The 14,857-nt window shown below is 70.1% G+C and carries 14 protein-coding genes; 2 read left to right on the forward strand and 12 right to left on the reverse strand.

The window, feature by feature from the left end; all coding sequences use genetic code 11:
* The first annotated feature begins 96 nt into the window (after positions 1-96).
* Positions 97-1,389 carry an MFS transporter gene (locus ACIBO2_RS40720; RefSeq protein ID WP_358545851.1) on the forward strand — a complete coding sequence of 431 codons (1,293 nt, stop codon included), beginning with the start codon at positions 97-99 and terminating at the stop codon, positions 1,387-1,389.
* Positions 1,390-1,558: 169 nt separating this feature from the next.
* On the opposite strand, the gene ACIBO2_RS40725 is transcribed toward ACIBO2_RS40720, so the two are convergent.
* The 8 genes from ACIBO2_RS40725 to infC all read right to left on the reverse strand — a co-directional run bounded on the left by ACIBO2_RS40725 (position 1,559) and on the right by infC (position 9,260).
* The gene (locus ACIBO2_RS40725) at positions 1,559-1,792 is read right to left on the reverse strand and encodes a hypothetical protein (protein WP_358545854.1); all 234 of its coding nucleotides are present in this window, start codon (positions 1,790-1,792) and stop codon (positions 1,559-1,561) included.
* A gap of 217 nt (positions 1,793-2,009) precedes the next feature.
* On the reverse strand, positions 2,010-4,565 hold the full coding sequence (locus ACIBO2_RS40730) for a phenylalanine--tRNA ligase subunit beta (RefSeq protein ID WP_397303838.1): 2,556 nt from the start codon (positions 4,563-4,565) through the stop codon (positions 2,010-2,012).
* Positions 4,565-5,605, reverse strand: coding sequence for a phenylalanine--tRNA ligase subunit alpha (pheS, locus tag ACIBO2_RS40735; protein WP_358546395.1), 1,041 nt, complete (start codon positions 5,603-5,605; stop codon positions 4,565-4,567). The genes ACIBO2_RS40730 and pheS overlap by 1 nt, the downstream gene beginning before the upstream one ends.
* Before the next feature lie 169 nt (positions 5,606-5,774).
* Entirely contained in the window at positions 5,775-6,863 is a 1,089-nt protein-coding gene (locus ACIBO2_RS40740; RefSeq protein WP_357955524.1) for a PAS domain-containing sensor histidine kinase, read from the reverse strand.
* A gap of 50 nt (positions 6,864-6,913) precedes the next feature.
* Positions 6,914-7,717: a TrmH family RNA methyltransferase gene (locus ACIBO2_RS40745; RefSeq protein WP_397303840.1), complete on the reverse strand. Its 804-nt coding sequence runs from the start codon at positions 7,715-7,717 to the stop codon at positions 6,914-6,916.
* A gap of 199 nt (positions 7,718-7,916) precedes the next feature.
* Complete coding sequence (rplT, locus tag ACIBO2_RS40750; protein ID WP_219538506.1) at positions 7,917-8,300, reverse strand: 50S ribosomal protein L20; 384 nt, start codon at positions 8,298-8,300, stop codon at positions 7,917-7,919.
* A 23-nt stretch (positions 8,301-8,323) separates the two neighbouring features.
* Positions 8,324-8,518 (reverse strand): 50S ribosomal protein L35, encoded by a 195-nt coding sequence (gene rpmI, locus ACIBO2_RS40755; protein ID WP_225298242.1) that lies wholly within the window; start codon positions 8,516-8,518, stop codon positions 8,324-8,326.
* Positions 8,519-8,642: 124 nt separating this feature from the next.
* Entirely contained in the window at positions 8,643-9,260 is a 618-nt protein-coding gene (gene infC, locus ACIBO2_RS40760) for a translation initiation factor IF-3 (RefSeq protein ID WP_357955860.1), read from the reverse strand.
* Positions 9,261-9,590: 330 nt separating this feature from the next.
* On the opposite strand from infC, the gene ACIBO2_RS40765 reads away from it, so the two are divergent.
* Positions 9,591-9,899, forward strand: a complete 309-nt coding sequence (locus tag ACIBO2_RS40765; protein ID WP_358545861.1) for a prevent-host-death protein — start codon at positions 9,591-9,593, stop codon at positions 9,897-9,899.
* Here the strand turns inward: ACIBO2_RS40765 and ACIBO2_RS40770 are convergent, their stop codons facing one another.
* From ACIBO2_RS40770 to ruvX, 4 genes are all read right to left on the reverse strand, one after another.
* Positions 9,900-10,757, reverse strand: a complete 858-nt coding sequence (locus tag ACIBO2_RS40770) for a shikimate dehydrogenase (RefSeq protein WP_358545864.1) — start codon at positions 10,755-10,757, stop codon at positions 9,900-9,902.
* Between the two features lie 315 nt (positions 10,758-11,072).
* The gene (gene mltG, locus ACIBO2_RS40775) at positions 11,073-12,227 is read right to left on the reverse strand and encodes an endolytic transglycosylase MltG (RefSeq protein ID WP_358545866.1); all 1,155 of its coding nucleotides are present in this window, start codon (positions 12,225-12,227) and stop codon (positions 11,073-11,075) included.
* Between the two features lie 226 nt (positions 12,228-12,453).
* The gene (mltG, locus tag ACIBO2_RS40780; protein WP_358545869.1) at positions 12,454-13,476 is read right to left on the reverse strand and encodes an endolytic transglycosylase MltG; all 1,023 of its coding nucleotides are present in this window, start codon (positions 13,474-13,476) and stop codon (positions 12,454-12,456) included.
* Between the two features lie 898 nt (positions 13,477-14,374).
* On the reverse strand, positions 14,375-14,857 hold the full coding sequence (gene ruvX, locus ACIBO2_RS40785; protein WP_358545872.1) for a Holliday junction resolvase RuvX: 483 nt from the start codon (positions 14,855-14,857) through the stop codon (positions 14,375-14,377).

Below are 14,857 nucleotides of genomic sequence, written 5' to 3' on the forward strand. Positions count from 1 at the left end.
CGGCAATGGGTCGCAACATAAGCCGTTTGCCCGTGCCGAGGACCGCGCGATAAACCGTTTGCCCGTACCACGGGCCGCGCCGCAGAATCAGACCTCGTGGCCGATCAACTGAAACGCCTGCTCCGCGGGCTGGCACCCGACCTGGGCCCGCTGCGGGACTCGCGTGACTATCGGCTGCTCATGGCATCCGGTGTCATCACGATGTTCGGCACGTTCATCACCATGGTCGCGGTGCCGTTCCAGATGAAGGAGCTCACCGGCTCCTACGTGGCGGTCGGTCTGGTGAGCCTGGCCGAGTTCGTGCCGATGGTGGTGTGCGGGCTGTGGGGCGGCGCCATCGCCGACGCGCTCGACCGGCGCACGGTCATCCTGCTCAGCGAGCTGGGGCTGATGGTGACCTCGGGGCTGCTCATGGTCAACTCGCTGCTCCCCCACCCGCAGGTCTGGGTGCTCTACGTGATCGGCGCCGTGGCGATGGGCGTGGGCTGCCTGCAGCGGCCCAGCCTGGAGGCGCTGATCCCGCAGGTGGTCAGGCACGACCAGCTCGCCGCGGCCGCGGTGCTGGCCAACCTGCGCTGGAACCTCGGCGCGATCGTCGCCCCGGCGCTCGGTGGGCTGCTGGTGTCGGCGTTCGGCACGGCCGTCGCCTACGGCCTCGACACGGTGAGCTTCGTCCTGTCCCTGATACTGCTGTGGCGGATCAAGGCCGTGCCGCCCGCCGAGGACGCCGCGCCGGCGTCGCTGAGCTCACTGGTCGAGGGCGTGCGCTACGCGGCCGGCCGGAGCGACCTGGTCGGCACCTACCTGGTCGACATCGCCGCCATGCTGTTCGCGATGTCGACGGCGCTGTTCCCGTTCCTGGCCGACCAGCTCGGCGCGCCTCAGGCGCTCGGGCTGCTCTATTCGGCGGGTGCGGTGGGCTCTCTCGTGGCCTCGCTCACCGGCGGCTGGACTGCGCGCGTCCACCGCCAGGGCATGGGCGTGATCATCGCCGCGACGCTCTGGGGCGCCGCGATGGCACTGGCGGCGGTGATCCCGAACGTCTGGGCGATCTTCCTCTGCCTCGCGCTGGCCGGGGCGGCCGACATGATCAGCGGCATCTTCCGCATGACGATGTGGAATCAGACGATCCCCAACGAGCTGCGGGGCCGACTGGCCGGCATCGAGCTGCTGTCCTACGCCAGTGGCCCGATGCTCGGCAACGCCCGCGCCGGGCTGATGGCGCAGTGGGGCGGCGCCCGGTTCTCCCTGGGCGCGGGCGGCGTGCTGTGCGTCGCGGCGGTGGCCGGGCTGGCGGCGGTGCTGCCGAAGTTCCGCGGGTACGACTCACGCACCGACGTGCACGCGCTGACCGAGAAGGCTCGCCGAGAGAGCCGCCTCACCGCATAGGCGCGGCTGACGGCCCAGAGCCAGGCTGTGGCCCGCCCGCCTCACCCCCTGGAGGCACGGCTGTGCCCGCCCGCCTCACCCCCTGGAGGCCCGGCTGTGCCCGCCCCGCCTCACCGCCTTGAGCCGCGGTTGTGGCCGGCCCGTCTCATCGCCTTGAGGCACGCTGTGGTCAGCCCGGCTCGCGCCAGCCGTCGTAGTCTTCCACGAGGGCGTCGACCTCCGGCAGGCCGCCCTCGTCGAGCCCTTCCAGGACGACCAGCCACTGCGCGTCCTCGGCGTCGTCCTCTCCGGCGAGCGTCTCCCGCACCACCTGGGGTGTCCCCAGCGCGGGGAACCGCTCGCCCAGCGCCTCCGCCACCTCCTCGGCGTCGTCGCGCTCGGCGAACACCAGCAGATGCCTCATCTCCGGCCTTTCATGCGTGCGGCCCGATACGCCGGGCTCCTGCGCGAGGTCGCGTACACCGGACCCATGCGTGAGGCCCGGCACGCTCGTGTGTAAGGTCCGGTACGCCGGACTCATGCGTGAGGCCCGGCACGCTCGTGCATGAGGTCCGGTACGCCGGACTCATGCGCGAGGTCCGGTACGGCGGACCGTACCGGACCTCGTGGCGACTGGACGGTCAGGCGCTGCGGAGCTGGGCGCCGACGCGGTCGGCGGCCATGGCCACAGCGGCGTCACGAGCCGCCGTCGTCTCCTCCACCGTCAGCGTGCGGTCGGCCGCGCGGAAGCGCAGGGTGTAGGCGAGCGACTTGTTGCCCTCCCCCACCTGCTCCCCCGCGTAGACGTCGAACAGCCGGATCGACTCCAGCAGCTCGCCCGCCCCGTCAAGCAGCGCCACCTCCACGTCGGCGACCGGCGTGAAGTCGGGCACGATCAGCGCCACGTCCTGGGTCGCGACCGGGTAGGACGAGACAGCCGGCGCGTCGACCGGACCCGGCATGGCCGACTCCAGTTTGGACAGCTCAAGCTCCATCGCCGAGGTGCGCGGCGGCAGTCCGTAGGCCTCGGCGACGCGCGGGTGCAGCTCGCCGGCGTGGCCGACGAGCGTGTCGCCGACGTAGAGGGCGGCGCACCTGCCGGGGTGCCACGGTTCGTGCTGGTCGGCGATGACCGACAGCTCGACTCCCGCCTCGGCCGCCACCAGCCGGGCCGCCTGTACGGCATCGGCCCAGCACTCCTGGCGGCCCTGGCCCCACCAGCCGGACCGCTCGAACTCGCCGGCCAGCACGACCGCGACCCGGTGCGGCTGGTCGGGCAGAGCGTTGGCGATCGAGGCCAGCTCGTCGTCGCTGGGCCTGCGCTCGACACCCAGCACCGGCGCGGTGTCCGGCGCTCCCTCGCGCGGCCGGTAGACCAGCCCCGACTCGAACAGCGCCACGTCGGAGAAGCCCCGCCCGGCGTTGCGTACCAGGGTCTTGAGCAGCCCGGGCAGCAGCGTCGTGCGCAGCAGCGGCTCGTCCTCGGCCAGCGGGTTGGCCAGCCGCAGGGCGCGGCGGCGCGCGTCGTCGGCGGTCAGCTGCAGCGCGTCGAAGTCGCCCTCGCTGATGAACGGGTAGGCGAGCACCTCGACGTAACCGGCGGCGGCCAGTGTCCGGCCGACCCGCCTGCGCAGCCGCTGCCCCTCGGTCAGCCCGGCTCCGGCCGGAGCCTTGGGCAGCACGGAGGGCAGGCGCTCGTAGCCTTCGAGGCGGATGACCTCTTCGGCCAGGTCGTTGGGGTCGGTGAGGTCCGGCCGCCAGGACGGCGGGGTGACCGTGAGCATGTCGTCGCCGGTGACGGCCAGCTTGGCCGCCAGCTCGCCGCCGGTCACGACCCCGGTCGGGTCGACGCCGCCCCTGCGCACGGCCGGGTCGTCGCCGTCGGTCACGACGCAGCCGACCTGCTCCAGGCGGCGTACGACGGTCTCCTTGGGGTAGGGCACGCCGGCCACGTCGCCCGGGTGGCTCGCCGGAATGGCGATGCGCGCCGGCTCGACGTCGACCTCGGCGTGCGTCAGGCCCGGCCGCACGGTGGCGCCGCCCAGCTCGGCCAGCAGGCTCACCGCCCGCCACGAGGCGACCAGCGGCAGCTCGCGGTCGACGCCGCGCTCGAACCGCTTGGACGCCTCGGACACGAGGTTGTGCCTGCGCGACTCCCGGGAGATGCCGGTCGCCGAGAAGTGCGCGGCCTCGATGACGATGTCGGTCGACTCGCCGGAGATCTCGGTCTCCAGTCCGCCCATCGTGCCCGCCATCGAGATCGGGCCCGACTGGTCGGTGATCAGGATGTCGTCGGGGTCGAGCTCGCGGGTGACGTGGTCGAGCGTTTCGAGCCGCTCGCCCTGCCCGGCCCGGCGTACGACGATCTCGCCGGTGAGCTTGGCCCGGTCGAAGGCGTGCAGCGGCTGGCCGAGCTCCAGCATCAGGTAGTTGGTGATGTCGACGGCCAGCGACACCGGCCGCATGCCGGCCCGCGTCAGGCGTACGCGCATCCAGAGCGGGCTCTGGGCGGCCGGGTCGAAGCCGGTGACCTCGCGCAGCACGAACCTGTCGCAGGCGGTCGGGTCGCCGATCGAGGCGGGCCACGCCTGCTCGTCGGCGGTGGGCAGCTCGACGTCGGCGGGGTCGTGGAAGGGCACCTCGAAGGCGGTCGCGGCCTCGCGCGCCACGCCCCTGACCGACAGCGCGTAGCCGATGTCGGGGGTGATCTCCAGCTCGATCACGTCGTCGCGGAGCCCGAGCAGCTCGACCACGTCGGCGCCGATCGGCGTGCCGGCGGGCAGGACCATGATGCCGCCGTGGTCCTCGCCGAGCCCGAGCTCGCGCTCGGAGCAGATCATGCCCTCGGACAGCCGCCCATAGGTCTTGCGCGAGCCGACCTCGAAACCGCCGGGCAGCACGCCGCCCGGCAGCACGACCGGCACGCGGTCACCGACGGCGAAGTTGGTGGCACCGCAGACGATCTCGCGCGGCATCGCCTCCCCGACCTCGACCTTGCAGTGCCTGATCGGCTTCTTGAAACCGGTCAGCTCCTCGATCTCGAGCACCTCGCCGACCACGACGTTCTTCACGTCATGACCGTGGGAGGTGATCGACTCGAGCTTGAGCCCGGCCGCGGTGAGCTTGTCGGCCACCTCTTGTGCGGTGACCGCCGGGAGATCGGCGTGCTCCCGCAGCCAGGAGAGCGGGACCTTCATCAGATCTCCAATCCGAACGGAAGCGTGAAGCGCACGTCTCCCTCGACCATGTCGCGCATGTCCTCAGCGTTGTGACGGAACATCAGCGTACGTTCGATGCCCATGCCGAACGCGAAGCCCGAGTATGTCGACGGGTCGACGCCGCAGGCGATCAGCACGCGCGGGTTGACCATGCCGCAGCCGCCCCACTCGATCCAGCCCTCGGACTTGCAGGTGCGGCACGGCGGGTTGCCGGGGATCGCCGAGGCGCCGCGGCAGACGAAGCACTTGAGGTCCATCTCGGCCGACGGCTCGGTGAACGGGAAGTAGTTGGGCCGGAACCTGGTGGTGATGCCCTCGCCGAACATGACCTCGGCGAACCGGTCGAGCGTGCCCTTGAGGTGGGCCATCGTCAGCCCCTCGTCGATCGCCAGGCCTTCGACCTGGTGGAAGACGGGGGTGTGGGTGGCGTCGAGCTCGTCGGTGCGGAACACCTTGCCCGGCGAGATGACGTAGCACGGCGCGCCCCGCTGCAGCAGCGCGCGGATCTGCACCGGCGAGGTCTGAGTGCGCAACACCATGCCCGACTCGGTGGACTCCACGAAGAACGTGTCGTGGTCGGAGCGGGCCGGGTGGTCCTTGGCGATGTTGAGGGCGTCGAAGTTGAACCACTCACCTTCGAGCTCGGGGCCCTCGGCCACCTCGTAGCCCATCGCGACGAAGGTGTCGGCGATGCGCTCCTGCATGGTGGTCAGCGGGTGGCGGGCGCCGCGCGGCCGCCGGTCCCACGGCAGAGTGACGTCGACGGCCTCCTCGACGAGCACCCGGGCGTCGCGCTCGGCCTCCAGCTCGGCCTGCCGGGCGGCGAGCGCCTCGTTGATCGCCTTGCGGGCGCCGCCGACGCGCTTGCCGGCCTCGGCGCGGGCCGCGGGCGGCAGGGCGCCGATCTCGCGGTTGGCCAGCGCGATGGGCGAACGGTCGCCCGCGTGGGCCAGCCGCGCCTGCTTGAGTGCGTCGAGGTCGCCGGCCGTCTTGATCGCCGCCAGGGCGTCGGCCTCCATGCGGGACACCTCGTCGGCATGCAACGGTGTCACCTCGACGGGGTCGTAGTCAGACAAGAGTGAGCTCCGTATCCAGGGCTTGAGCGTGACAGAGTCTAGTGGGATCCGCCCACCGGGCCCGACTCCCGCCGCTTCCCGCAATCGGGTCGCGCGGACCGCACCTGGCTAACTACACCGTGGCGAAGTCGGGTGTGCCGGTGGGCACGGTAAATCGGAACTCCGCCCCACCCTCGGGCGCGCGCTGCACGGTGATCGTGCCGCCGTGCGCCTCGACCAGGCCCTTCACGATGAACAGGCCGAGCCCGGTGCCGCCTCGCCGACGGCTGTTGCCGCGCCAGAACTGCCGGAAGACGCGCGGAGCCAGCTCGGGCGCGATGCCCTCGCCCTCGTCGCGCACCGACACGGCAACTCCCCATCCGACGGACTCGATGTCTATGGTGACGGTGCCGCGTCCGTGGCGCACCGCGTTTTCCATCAGGTTACCGAGGATCTGGTCGACCTTGTCCTGGTCCAGCCACATTTCGGGGAGGTGGTCGCCGACGACGAGGCGGAAGCGGTCCTCGGCCTCCCCCGCCGCGACGCGGCCCGCGATGATGCGCCGCGCTCTGGCGGGCACGTCGACGACCTGGCGGTGCAGCTCCAGCCGGCCCGACTCGATGCGGGAGACGTCGAGCAGCTCCGTGATCAGCCTGGTCACGCGGTCGGCGTCGTTGTTGACGGTCTCGAGCATGACGCGCTTCTGCTCGTCGGTGAAGCGGGTCCACTTGGCCAGCAGGGTCGCGGTGAAGCCCTTGACGCTGGTCAGCGGCGAGCGCAGCTCGTGGGCGACCGTGGAGACCAGGTCGGCGCGGCTGCGCTCCAGCCGGGCGCGGGCGCCGCCGTCACGCAGGGTGATCGTCACCCGGTCGACGTCGCCGCACCGCTCGGGCTCGCGCGACAGCCTGGCCGCGACGTAGAGCTCCTGCCCGCCGGGCAGGTGGATGGGGCGCTCGGGCACCCGGCTGCGGGTGCGCAGGCCGCCCTCGGGGTCGAGGGCCTTCCACCACTCGCGGCCGTCGTGGTCGCGGAAGGGGAAGACCTCGTTCATGTCCCTGCCGACCGCCCGCTCGACGGTGACGCCGGTGAGCCGCGCGGCGGCCCGGTTGACGGCCAGCACGCAACCGAATCTGTCGGTCACGATGAGGCCGTCTGGAAGATCATCGATGGCTATCGTGCACGCGGAGGCGACCACTCGACCATCGGTGTCTGCGCCGTGCACGAACTCGCCTCCTCCGCCTACAAGGCCGACAATAGCGGGTTTCCAGCCGCCTAGGGCACTCGCTGAGCCCTGGCGGAGGAGTAAAGGCATACCGCGGCCGCGGTGGCCAGGTTGAGGCTTTCGGCCTGTCCGTAGATGGGCACTCTGACCACATCGTCGGCTTCGGCGAGAACCTCCTCGGGCAGACCCCATGCCTCGTTTCCGAAGATCCACGCGGTGGGGCCCGACAGGTCGACGTCGTCGAGCGTGTGCTTGCCCGCGCCGTCGGCCGCCAGCACGCGAAGTCCGCGCTCTCTGAGTTGACGCACGGCGGCGGCCACCGGTGTACCGATGGTGACGGGCAGGTGGAACAGGCTGCCCGCGCTGGCGCGTACACACTTGCCGTTGTAGGGGTCGACGGAGGCGTCGGTGAAGATCACGGAGTCGGCGCCCGCGGCGTCGGCGGCGCGCATGACGGTGCCCGCGTTGCCGGGGTCGCGCACGTGCGCCAGGACCGCGACCAGGCGCGGGTCGCCGGACAGGGCGTTGTCGAGCGGCACGTGCACCAGCCGGCAGATGGCCAGCAGCCCCTGCGGGGTGACGGTCTGGGAGAGCTCGGCCATGACCTCGCCGCTGGCCCGGTGGATCGGGATGCCCTTGAGCGTCGCGTCGGTGATCAGCTCTGGGTGGCGGAGCTCGGCTTCGGCGGTGGCGAACAGCTCCAGCGTCACCCCTTCGAGCTTGAGCGCCTCGCGTACGGCCTGGGGCCCCTCGGCCAGGAACTTGCGGTCCTGCTCCCTGAAGGCGCGCTTGGCGAGCCGTCTGGCGGCCTTCACGCGCGGCGACTTCACATTGGTCAGCTCGGATCCGGCCATGCTCTCCCCTGATGATCTGTACGGCCGGTCGCACCGGCCGCGTGCCCGGTCGTGGCGCCTGCGTACACGGAAGTCGTGCCCGTACACACAGCAGTCGTGCCTGCGCGCACAGCGGTCGTGGCGTCCGCGCACACAGCAAAGGGCCCACCATCAGGTGGGCCCTCGGCTAGAGCCTCGCCGGGCTCCTCTGTCAAGCGCCTCAGCTCGCGGCTGGGGCGTTCACGTTCGCCGGCAGCGCCTTCTTGGCGGCCTCGACGAGCGTGGCGAAGGTCTGGCTGTCGTTCACCGCGAGATCGGCGAGGATCTTACGGTCGACCTCGATGTTGGCCAGCCGCAGACCCTGGATCAGGCGGTTGTACGTCATGCCGTTCTGGCGGGCAGCGGCGTTGATCCGCTGGATCCACAGACGACGGAACGCACCCTTACGGTCCTTACGGTCCCGATAGGCGTACGTCATCGAGTGGAGCATCTGCTCCTTGGCCTTGCGGTACAGACGTGACCGCTGGCCACGGTAACCGGAAGCCCGCTCGAGGACGACCTTGCGCTTCTTCTTGGCGTTGAGCGCCCGCTTCACGCGTGCCATGTTCTATCTCCCCGGGGGTCGCGCTACTTGGCGAGCAGCTTCTTGATTTTCTTGGAGTCAGCGTCGGACAGGACGACTTCGTTCTTGAGACGGCGCGTCAGCGTGGACGACTTCCACTCGTTGTAGTGCGCGCGATTGGCCCGGCGGCGCACGACCTTGCCGGTGCCGGTGAGCCGGAACCGCTTCTTCGCACCGCTGTGCGTCTTCATCTTCGGCATTCGCCGTCTCTCCTCAATTCGTCCGTGCCGGTGGCCGGGCCGGTGCTGGCCGACCCGGTCGCGGCGTCTTCGTCTGGCGGGGTGGCTGTCGGGGTGTGCTGTTAAGGCTAACCCCAACCGCGGGTCACGCTTCCTGTATGGGAGCTTCCTGCTCGGAAGTCTCCAGCTCGGAAGGCTCCTCGCCGCCACGCTGTGCCTTGGCTGCGGCCTTTTCGGCCTTCGCCTCGGCCTTCTTCTTGTGCGGACCGATCACCATGATCATGTTACGACCGTCCTGCTTCGCGTGGGACTCGACGAATCCCAGCTCCTGGACGTCGTCCGCGAGCCGCTGCAGCAGCCGGAAGCCGAGCTCCGGCCGGGACTGCTCGCGACCACGGAACATGATCGTGACTTTGACCTTGTCCCCCGCCTTGAGGAACCGCACCACGTGACCCTTCTTGGTCTCGTAGTCGTGCGGGTCGATCTTCGGCCGGAGCTTGATCTCCTTGATGATCGTGTGCGCCTGATTCTTGCGCGCCTCGCGCGCCTTCATCGCGGACTCGTACTTGAATTTGCCGTAGTCCATGAGCTTGCACACGGGCGGTCGAGCCGTGGCCGCGACCTCGACGAGGTCTAGGTCGGCCTCCTGAGCGAGCTTGAGGGCATCGTGAATGGAGACGATGCCTACCTGCTCGCCGTTCGGGCCCACGAGGCGAACCTCGGGAACTCGGATACGCTCGTTGATGCGGGGCTCAGTGCTGATGGGGCCTCCTAGGTTTGCGTTCCCGTACGTGCTCGGTGCCGAGGAACTCCGCGCAAACGCGAAAAGCCCCGCACGTCGCGCATGCGGGGCCACTGAGCTCTTTGGCATCGTGGCCGTAAGCTCCCCGGAGTAAGTCCGGCGTGATCCTGGACCCGGCCGCCTCTCGGTGACTCAGGTGGGAGGGAGACCTCCGCTTGCGCGTCCAGCAAGGCATGCCGGACCGATCAGTGAGCTACGTTACCACAACCACGAGACTTCTTCGAATCATCCCCGCTGGCCAGAGATCTGAGCGGTAAATTCTGTGCAGAAAATTAGCCAGAAGGAGGGCATGTGACCGATCTCGAAGAGAGCAAAAGGCAGCCGCAGAAGGCTGAACAGCGCTTCAGCGAGGCCGTCCGCAGGGCCCATGACGAGGGACCGCGGATCGTCACCAGGCGCGGGCAGGACGTGGATGTGGAGGAATACCGCCGGCTCAAGGGCGAACAGCCGGGCTTCAAGGAGTTCCCGCTCTCGGGGCCCGACCTGAGCGCGCTCGACCTCACCCGCGACAAGAGCAGCATGACGCGGGATGTCGACCTTGAGGGCATCGAGCGACCTACGTTCTCGACACCACCTGGTCGATCCTGGCCGCTCGGTTGATCAACCCGTTCGACTGGCCGACCGTCTGAGGATCTCCGCTTCGCCGGCCGCGCGCATGGCCTCCACCGGCACATCCGTCCGGCCCGTCATCAGCTCCACCTGCCGCACCGCCTGGTGCAGCAGCATCCCGAACCCGCCGACCACGGTGCCGCCCCCAGCCTGGACCACCGCCGCCGCGCTGGTCGGCCAGGGCGAGTAGACCACGTCGAAGAGCGCCGGAACCCGTGCCAGGCGGGCCGCGAAGGCGTCGGCCGCCCCGCTCGGCAGCGTGGACACCACCAGATCCACCCGCGTCGAGACATCGAGCTTGTCGAACGTCTCGATCGCCAGCGCCATCCCGAGCCGCTCGGCCACCCCGGCCGTGTCCCCCGCCCTGGCGGGGTCGCGTACCAGCAGGGTCGCGGAGTGCAGCCCCAGGTTGCGCAGCGCCGCCAGTGTCGAAGCGGCCGTGGCGCCCCCGCCCAGCACGGTCGCCGACCTCGGAGCCGGCACCCCCGCCTCGGCCAGCGCCCGCTCGATGCCGTAGACGTCGGTGTTGTCCCCATGGCTCGCGCCGTCGCGGAACACCACGGTATTGGCCCCGCCCACCTCGACGGCCAGGTCTGAGACGCTGTCGAGCAGCGGCAGCACGGCCCGCTTGAGCGGCATGGTCAGCGACAGCCCCGCCCAGGCCCCCTCGTCCCCCGGCACCTCACCGCGGCGCGGCCTGAGCTCCCGCAGCAGCCCGGGCAGCCGGGCCTCGTCACACTCGCGGACCTCGTAGCTCCACCCGTCGAGCCCCATCGCCTGATAGGCCGCCCGATGCAGGTAGGGCGACAGCGAATGCGCGATCGGCGACCCCAGCACCCCTGCCCGCACGCGGTTCTCCTCTCCATGCCTTACTGCCTGCTGTTTTCGCCCGGCATGTCTTCTGTACAGCCGCTTTTGTACGGCATGCCCGGCCGTACGGCCCGCCCGGCGCTCTTGTTGGCATGCCCGGCCGTACAGCACTCCCGGCCGTACACCCGTCTTTTTACGGCACGCCTGTCTGTACGGCATGCTCGGCCGACCCCAGTCGCCGTACGGGGCTCAGGGCTTCCAGGGAAACGACCGCTGAGCCCGCACAGGGCCGGGCACCGTTACGAGACGGTGAGACCGGAGCCGTGGCCGGCTTCTGCCCCTCAGCCCAAGGCGTCAGCCGCCGTTCCTCTTGTACTCGGCCAGGAGTTCCTGTCGCCCGGCCTCGGTCGAGGCGAACTTGGTGATATTACTCTTCGGGTCGGTGGCGACGAAGTAGAGCCAGGGACCCTTGGCCGGGTTGAGCGCCGCCTCGATCGCGGCGTCGCCCGGGTTCGAGATCGGGCCGGGCGGCAGGCCGAGGTACATGTAAGTGTTGTACTTCGACTTGCTCTGCACCTCGGCATGCGTGGCGAAGGTCCGGTATTTGTTCAGGCCGTACATCGTCGTGCTGTCCATCGCCAGCTTCATCTGCGGGTTGCTGTTGAGCCGGTTGTAGATGACGCGGGCGATCTTCGGCATGTCCTCATGTCTGCCGGCCTCGGCCTGGATGATGCTGGCGATCGTGACGATCTCGCCGGGTGTGCGCCCAAGGGCTTTGGCGCCGCCTTCGATGTCGGCCTTCTCTGCCGCCTGATTGAACCGGTCGACCATCTGCGACAGCATCTCGGCCGGCGTGGTCTTCGGCTGGAACTCGTACGTGGCGGGGAAGGCATACCCCTCCAGCTTGCCCTTCGCGTATGGCGGCAGGTCCATGTCACCGGTGTCCTTGGCGGCGGCGACGAAGTCCTTCTGCGGCTTGCGGGTCTGCTGGGCGAGCTTGGTGAGGACGGCGGACAGACGCAGCCCCTCCTCCAACGTGACCTTGACGATCAGCTTGTTGGCCGAGTCGAGCATCGTCACCGCGTAGGCGGCCGACATGCCCTTGCGCAGGGTGTACTGGCCCGGCTGGAGCGCGCCGCTCTTGTTGGCGTTGGCGATCGCGTTGGTGAACGCTCTGGCGCTGGCGACGACCCCCTGCCGCTCCAGCTCCTGCGCCACGTCGGAGGCGATCTGGCCGTCCTTGATTTCGATGGTCACTTCACCCTTGCCTGGACCGGTGAAGTCGTCGGGCACCAGCGCTCCGCTGATCCACTGGTAGCCGAAGTAGCCGCCGCCGCCGAGAATGCCCGCCAGGACGATGAAGGCCAGCAGCGGTGCGATGAAGCCGCCCCGGTTACGGCGCCTGCGACGCCTGCGGTTGCCGCCTCTACCGTTGGCTCGGCCGCGGCGCCGGGAGGAGCCTTCGTCGTCCTCGGCGCCGAGCAGGAAATCCATGTCGAGATCGTTCATAGGTGCGCAGGCCAATCTCCCGGTATGTACGGCCCGGCGTCAAGTGGCACTGCCGAACCGCTGGGGGTCACCGAGCGGGGGGCTCGCCGACCGTGCACCCACGACCGGCGAATATCACTCTGGGTAGCCATGCTAGAGGACAAGAAGAGCGCGCGGGCCCCCTCTCGGGGGCTCCGCTCGGGGATTTCGAAGATCCCTCGCGGGAAGAGGGGGGTCCCGGCAAGCATCATTTCGTCCCGAGGTTTCGGTGCAACTCTTCCCGGTATCTCACGAACTCGCTCTCTTTGTCGGTGAATTTGGTGATTCTATGCGCCGGATCCGTCGTCACAAACCAGCGCCAATCACCGCTCGCTGGATGCAAAGCCGCGATCAGCGCCTTCTCTCCGGGATTGGCGATGGGCCCCGGCGGCAGTCCGGTGTGCCGGTAGGTGTTGTACGGCGATTGGACCTTGGTGTCGCTCTCGGTGACCTTCAGGGTCCGCTTGCCCAGGGCGTACAGGACGGTGCTGTCGATCTGGAGCCGCATGTCGCGCTTGAGCCTGTTGTAGATCACTCTGGCGATCTTGGGATAGTCCTCGTCCCTGCCGCCCTCGGCCTGGATCATGCTGGCCACCGTGACGGCCTCCAGCGGGCTCAGATGCACGTGCGGGGCCTTCTTCACCAGCTCCACCTGCTTCGCCGCCGCGCCGAACCGCTCCACCATCGCGGTCAGCAGGTCGACGGCCTTGTCCCCGGGCTCGACCTCGTACGTGGCCGGAAACAGGAACCCTTCGAGGCCCTTGGCGTATTTGGGCAGCCCGACCAGAGCCGCGTCGACCGCCTGCAACTCCTTAAGAGCCAGCCCGGACTGAGCGGCCAGCCGGACGAGCGTCTCGGACGCCCGCATGCCCTCGGGCACCGTGACCCGCCTGACCATCCTGGAGGCGGGCGCGAGCAGCAGGTCGAGCGCGGCGCCCGCGGCCATGCCCTTGCGCAGCCGATAGTGCCCCGGCCGCAGGCGTCCCGCCACGGCGCGGTCCTCGGCCGCGTTCACGAACGACCGCGCGCTGGCCACCACCCCCGCCTCGGCCAGCACCGCGCCGACGTCACCCGCGTTGGCGCCGGGCGGGATCCGCACGGTCACGGGCCCGCCGCCGGTGCCCTCGAAGTCGTCGGGGGTCACGTACGGCTCGAGCGCCACGTACACGCCTACGCCGAGCGCGGCGATCGACGCGGACACCACCACGCCCAGCAGCGCCACCGTACGCACGGCCGACCGCTTCTCCCGCCGCCGAACCCCACGAACGTCCCCGCCGCCGGCTCCAGCTCTGCGCTGGGTTCCGCCCCCGGCTCCGGTTCCGGCTCCGGTTCCGGTTCCGGTTCCAGCTCCGCCCATGGCTTCGGTACCGGCTCCAGCTCCGCCTCCGGTCCCGGTCCCGGTCTCGGTCCCGGTTCCGGCCTCGGACACGCCACCGCCACCGACCCGGGCCACACCAGGTGCGATGCCACCGACGCCCGGCGATTCGCCCGGATCCGTACCGGAGACGCCACCATCGGAGGTGCGGCCGTCCGAAGGCGCGCCGCTGTGGGACGTGCCACCATCCGAAAGCCGCCCGCCATAGGAAGGCACGCCACCGTCGGACGGAGCACCACCGGCGAACCTCCCGCCGTCGGGCAAGCCGCCGTCGAACGGCGCACCACCAGGAAGCCGCCCGCCCTCCAACAGCGCGCCATCAGAAGGCGCGCCATCATCAGACGGAGCACCGCCGGGAAGCCGCCCGCCGTCCGCCGGGGCGATCGCGCCCAGGTCGTCCGCGCGACACTCTCGTCCGTCCGCTGCGTACTCCCCCGTCACCGTCACATCCGGAGCCTCTGACGCGTCCGGTCCCAAGGGACCGTCGGAGTCCGAAGACGCGCCGGTTCCCGAGGACACGTCGGCGCTAGAGGACATATCGGTGTCTGAGGGCATCGCGGCACCCGAGGGCGTCGCGGAGTCCGAATGCGTTTCGGCTTCCGAGGGCACCTCGGCGTCCGAAGACGGTGCTGTGTCCGAGGACGGGAAGAAGGGTTCCGGGACGAACGGGATCAGGTCGTCATTCTCGTCCGGAGGTGGCCCGCTCATGCGGCCACCCCCGCCCGTTCCCCGCCGCCCCCGGTAAGAGGCCCGGTCATGAGGCGGGTCCGCCGTCCACCCCGGAGGGCGGATCGACGGGCCTGCCGGGTGGTCTGTCCGTGGCTCTCTCGACGTCGAGCGCGTCCTGCAGCAGCACGACCGCCGCCGCCTGGTCCACGACCGCGCGCTGCTTCTTGGCCCGCACGCCGCTGGCCCGTAGTCCTTGCTGCGCCGCGACCGTGGTCAGCCGTTCGTCGAAGAGGCGGACGGGCGTGGGCGCCAGTCGCCGGGCCAGCGCTGTGGCGAATTCGCGGGCCAGCGCGGCGGCCTGCCCTTCGCGGCCCGACAGCGAGGTGGGCAGCCCGACCACGACTTCGATCGCCGAATGTTCGTCGGCGATCGAGGCGATGCGGTCGAGGTCGCCCTGGCCTCGCCTGACGGTCTCCACCGGAGTGGCCAGCAGGCCCGAGGGGTCACTGCGGGCCACGCCGATGCGTACGGACCCGACGTCCACGCCGATCCGTGAACCGAACCGCAT

This window comes from Nonomuraea sp. NPDC050022, from assembly GCF_044460705.1.
Classification (GTDB): Bacteria; Actinomycetota; Actinomycetes; order Streptosporangiales; family Streptosporangiaceae; genus Nonomuraea.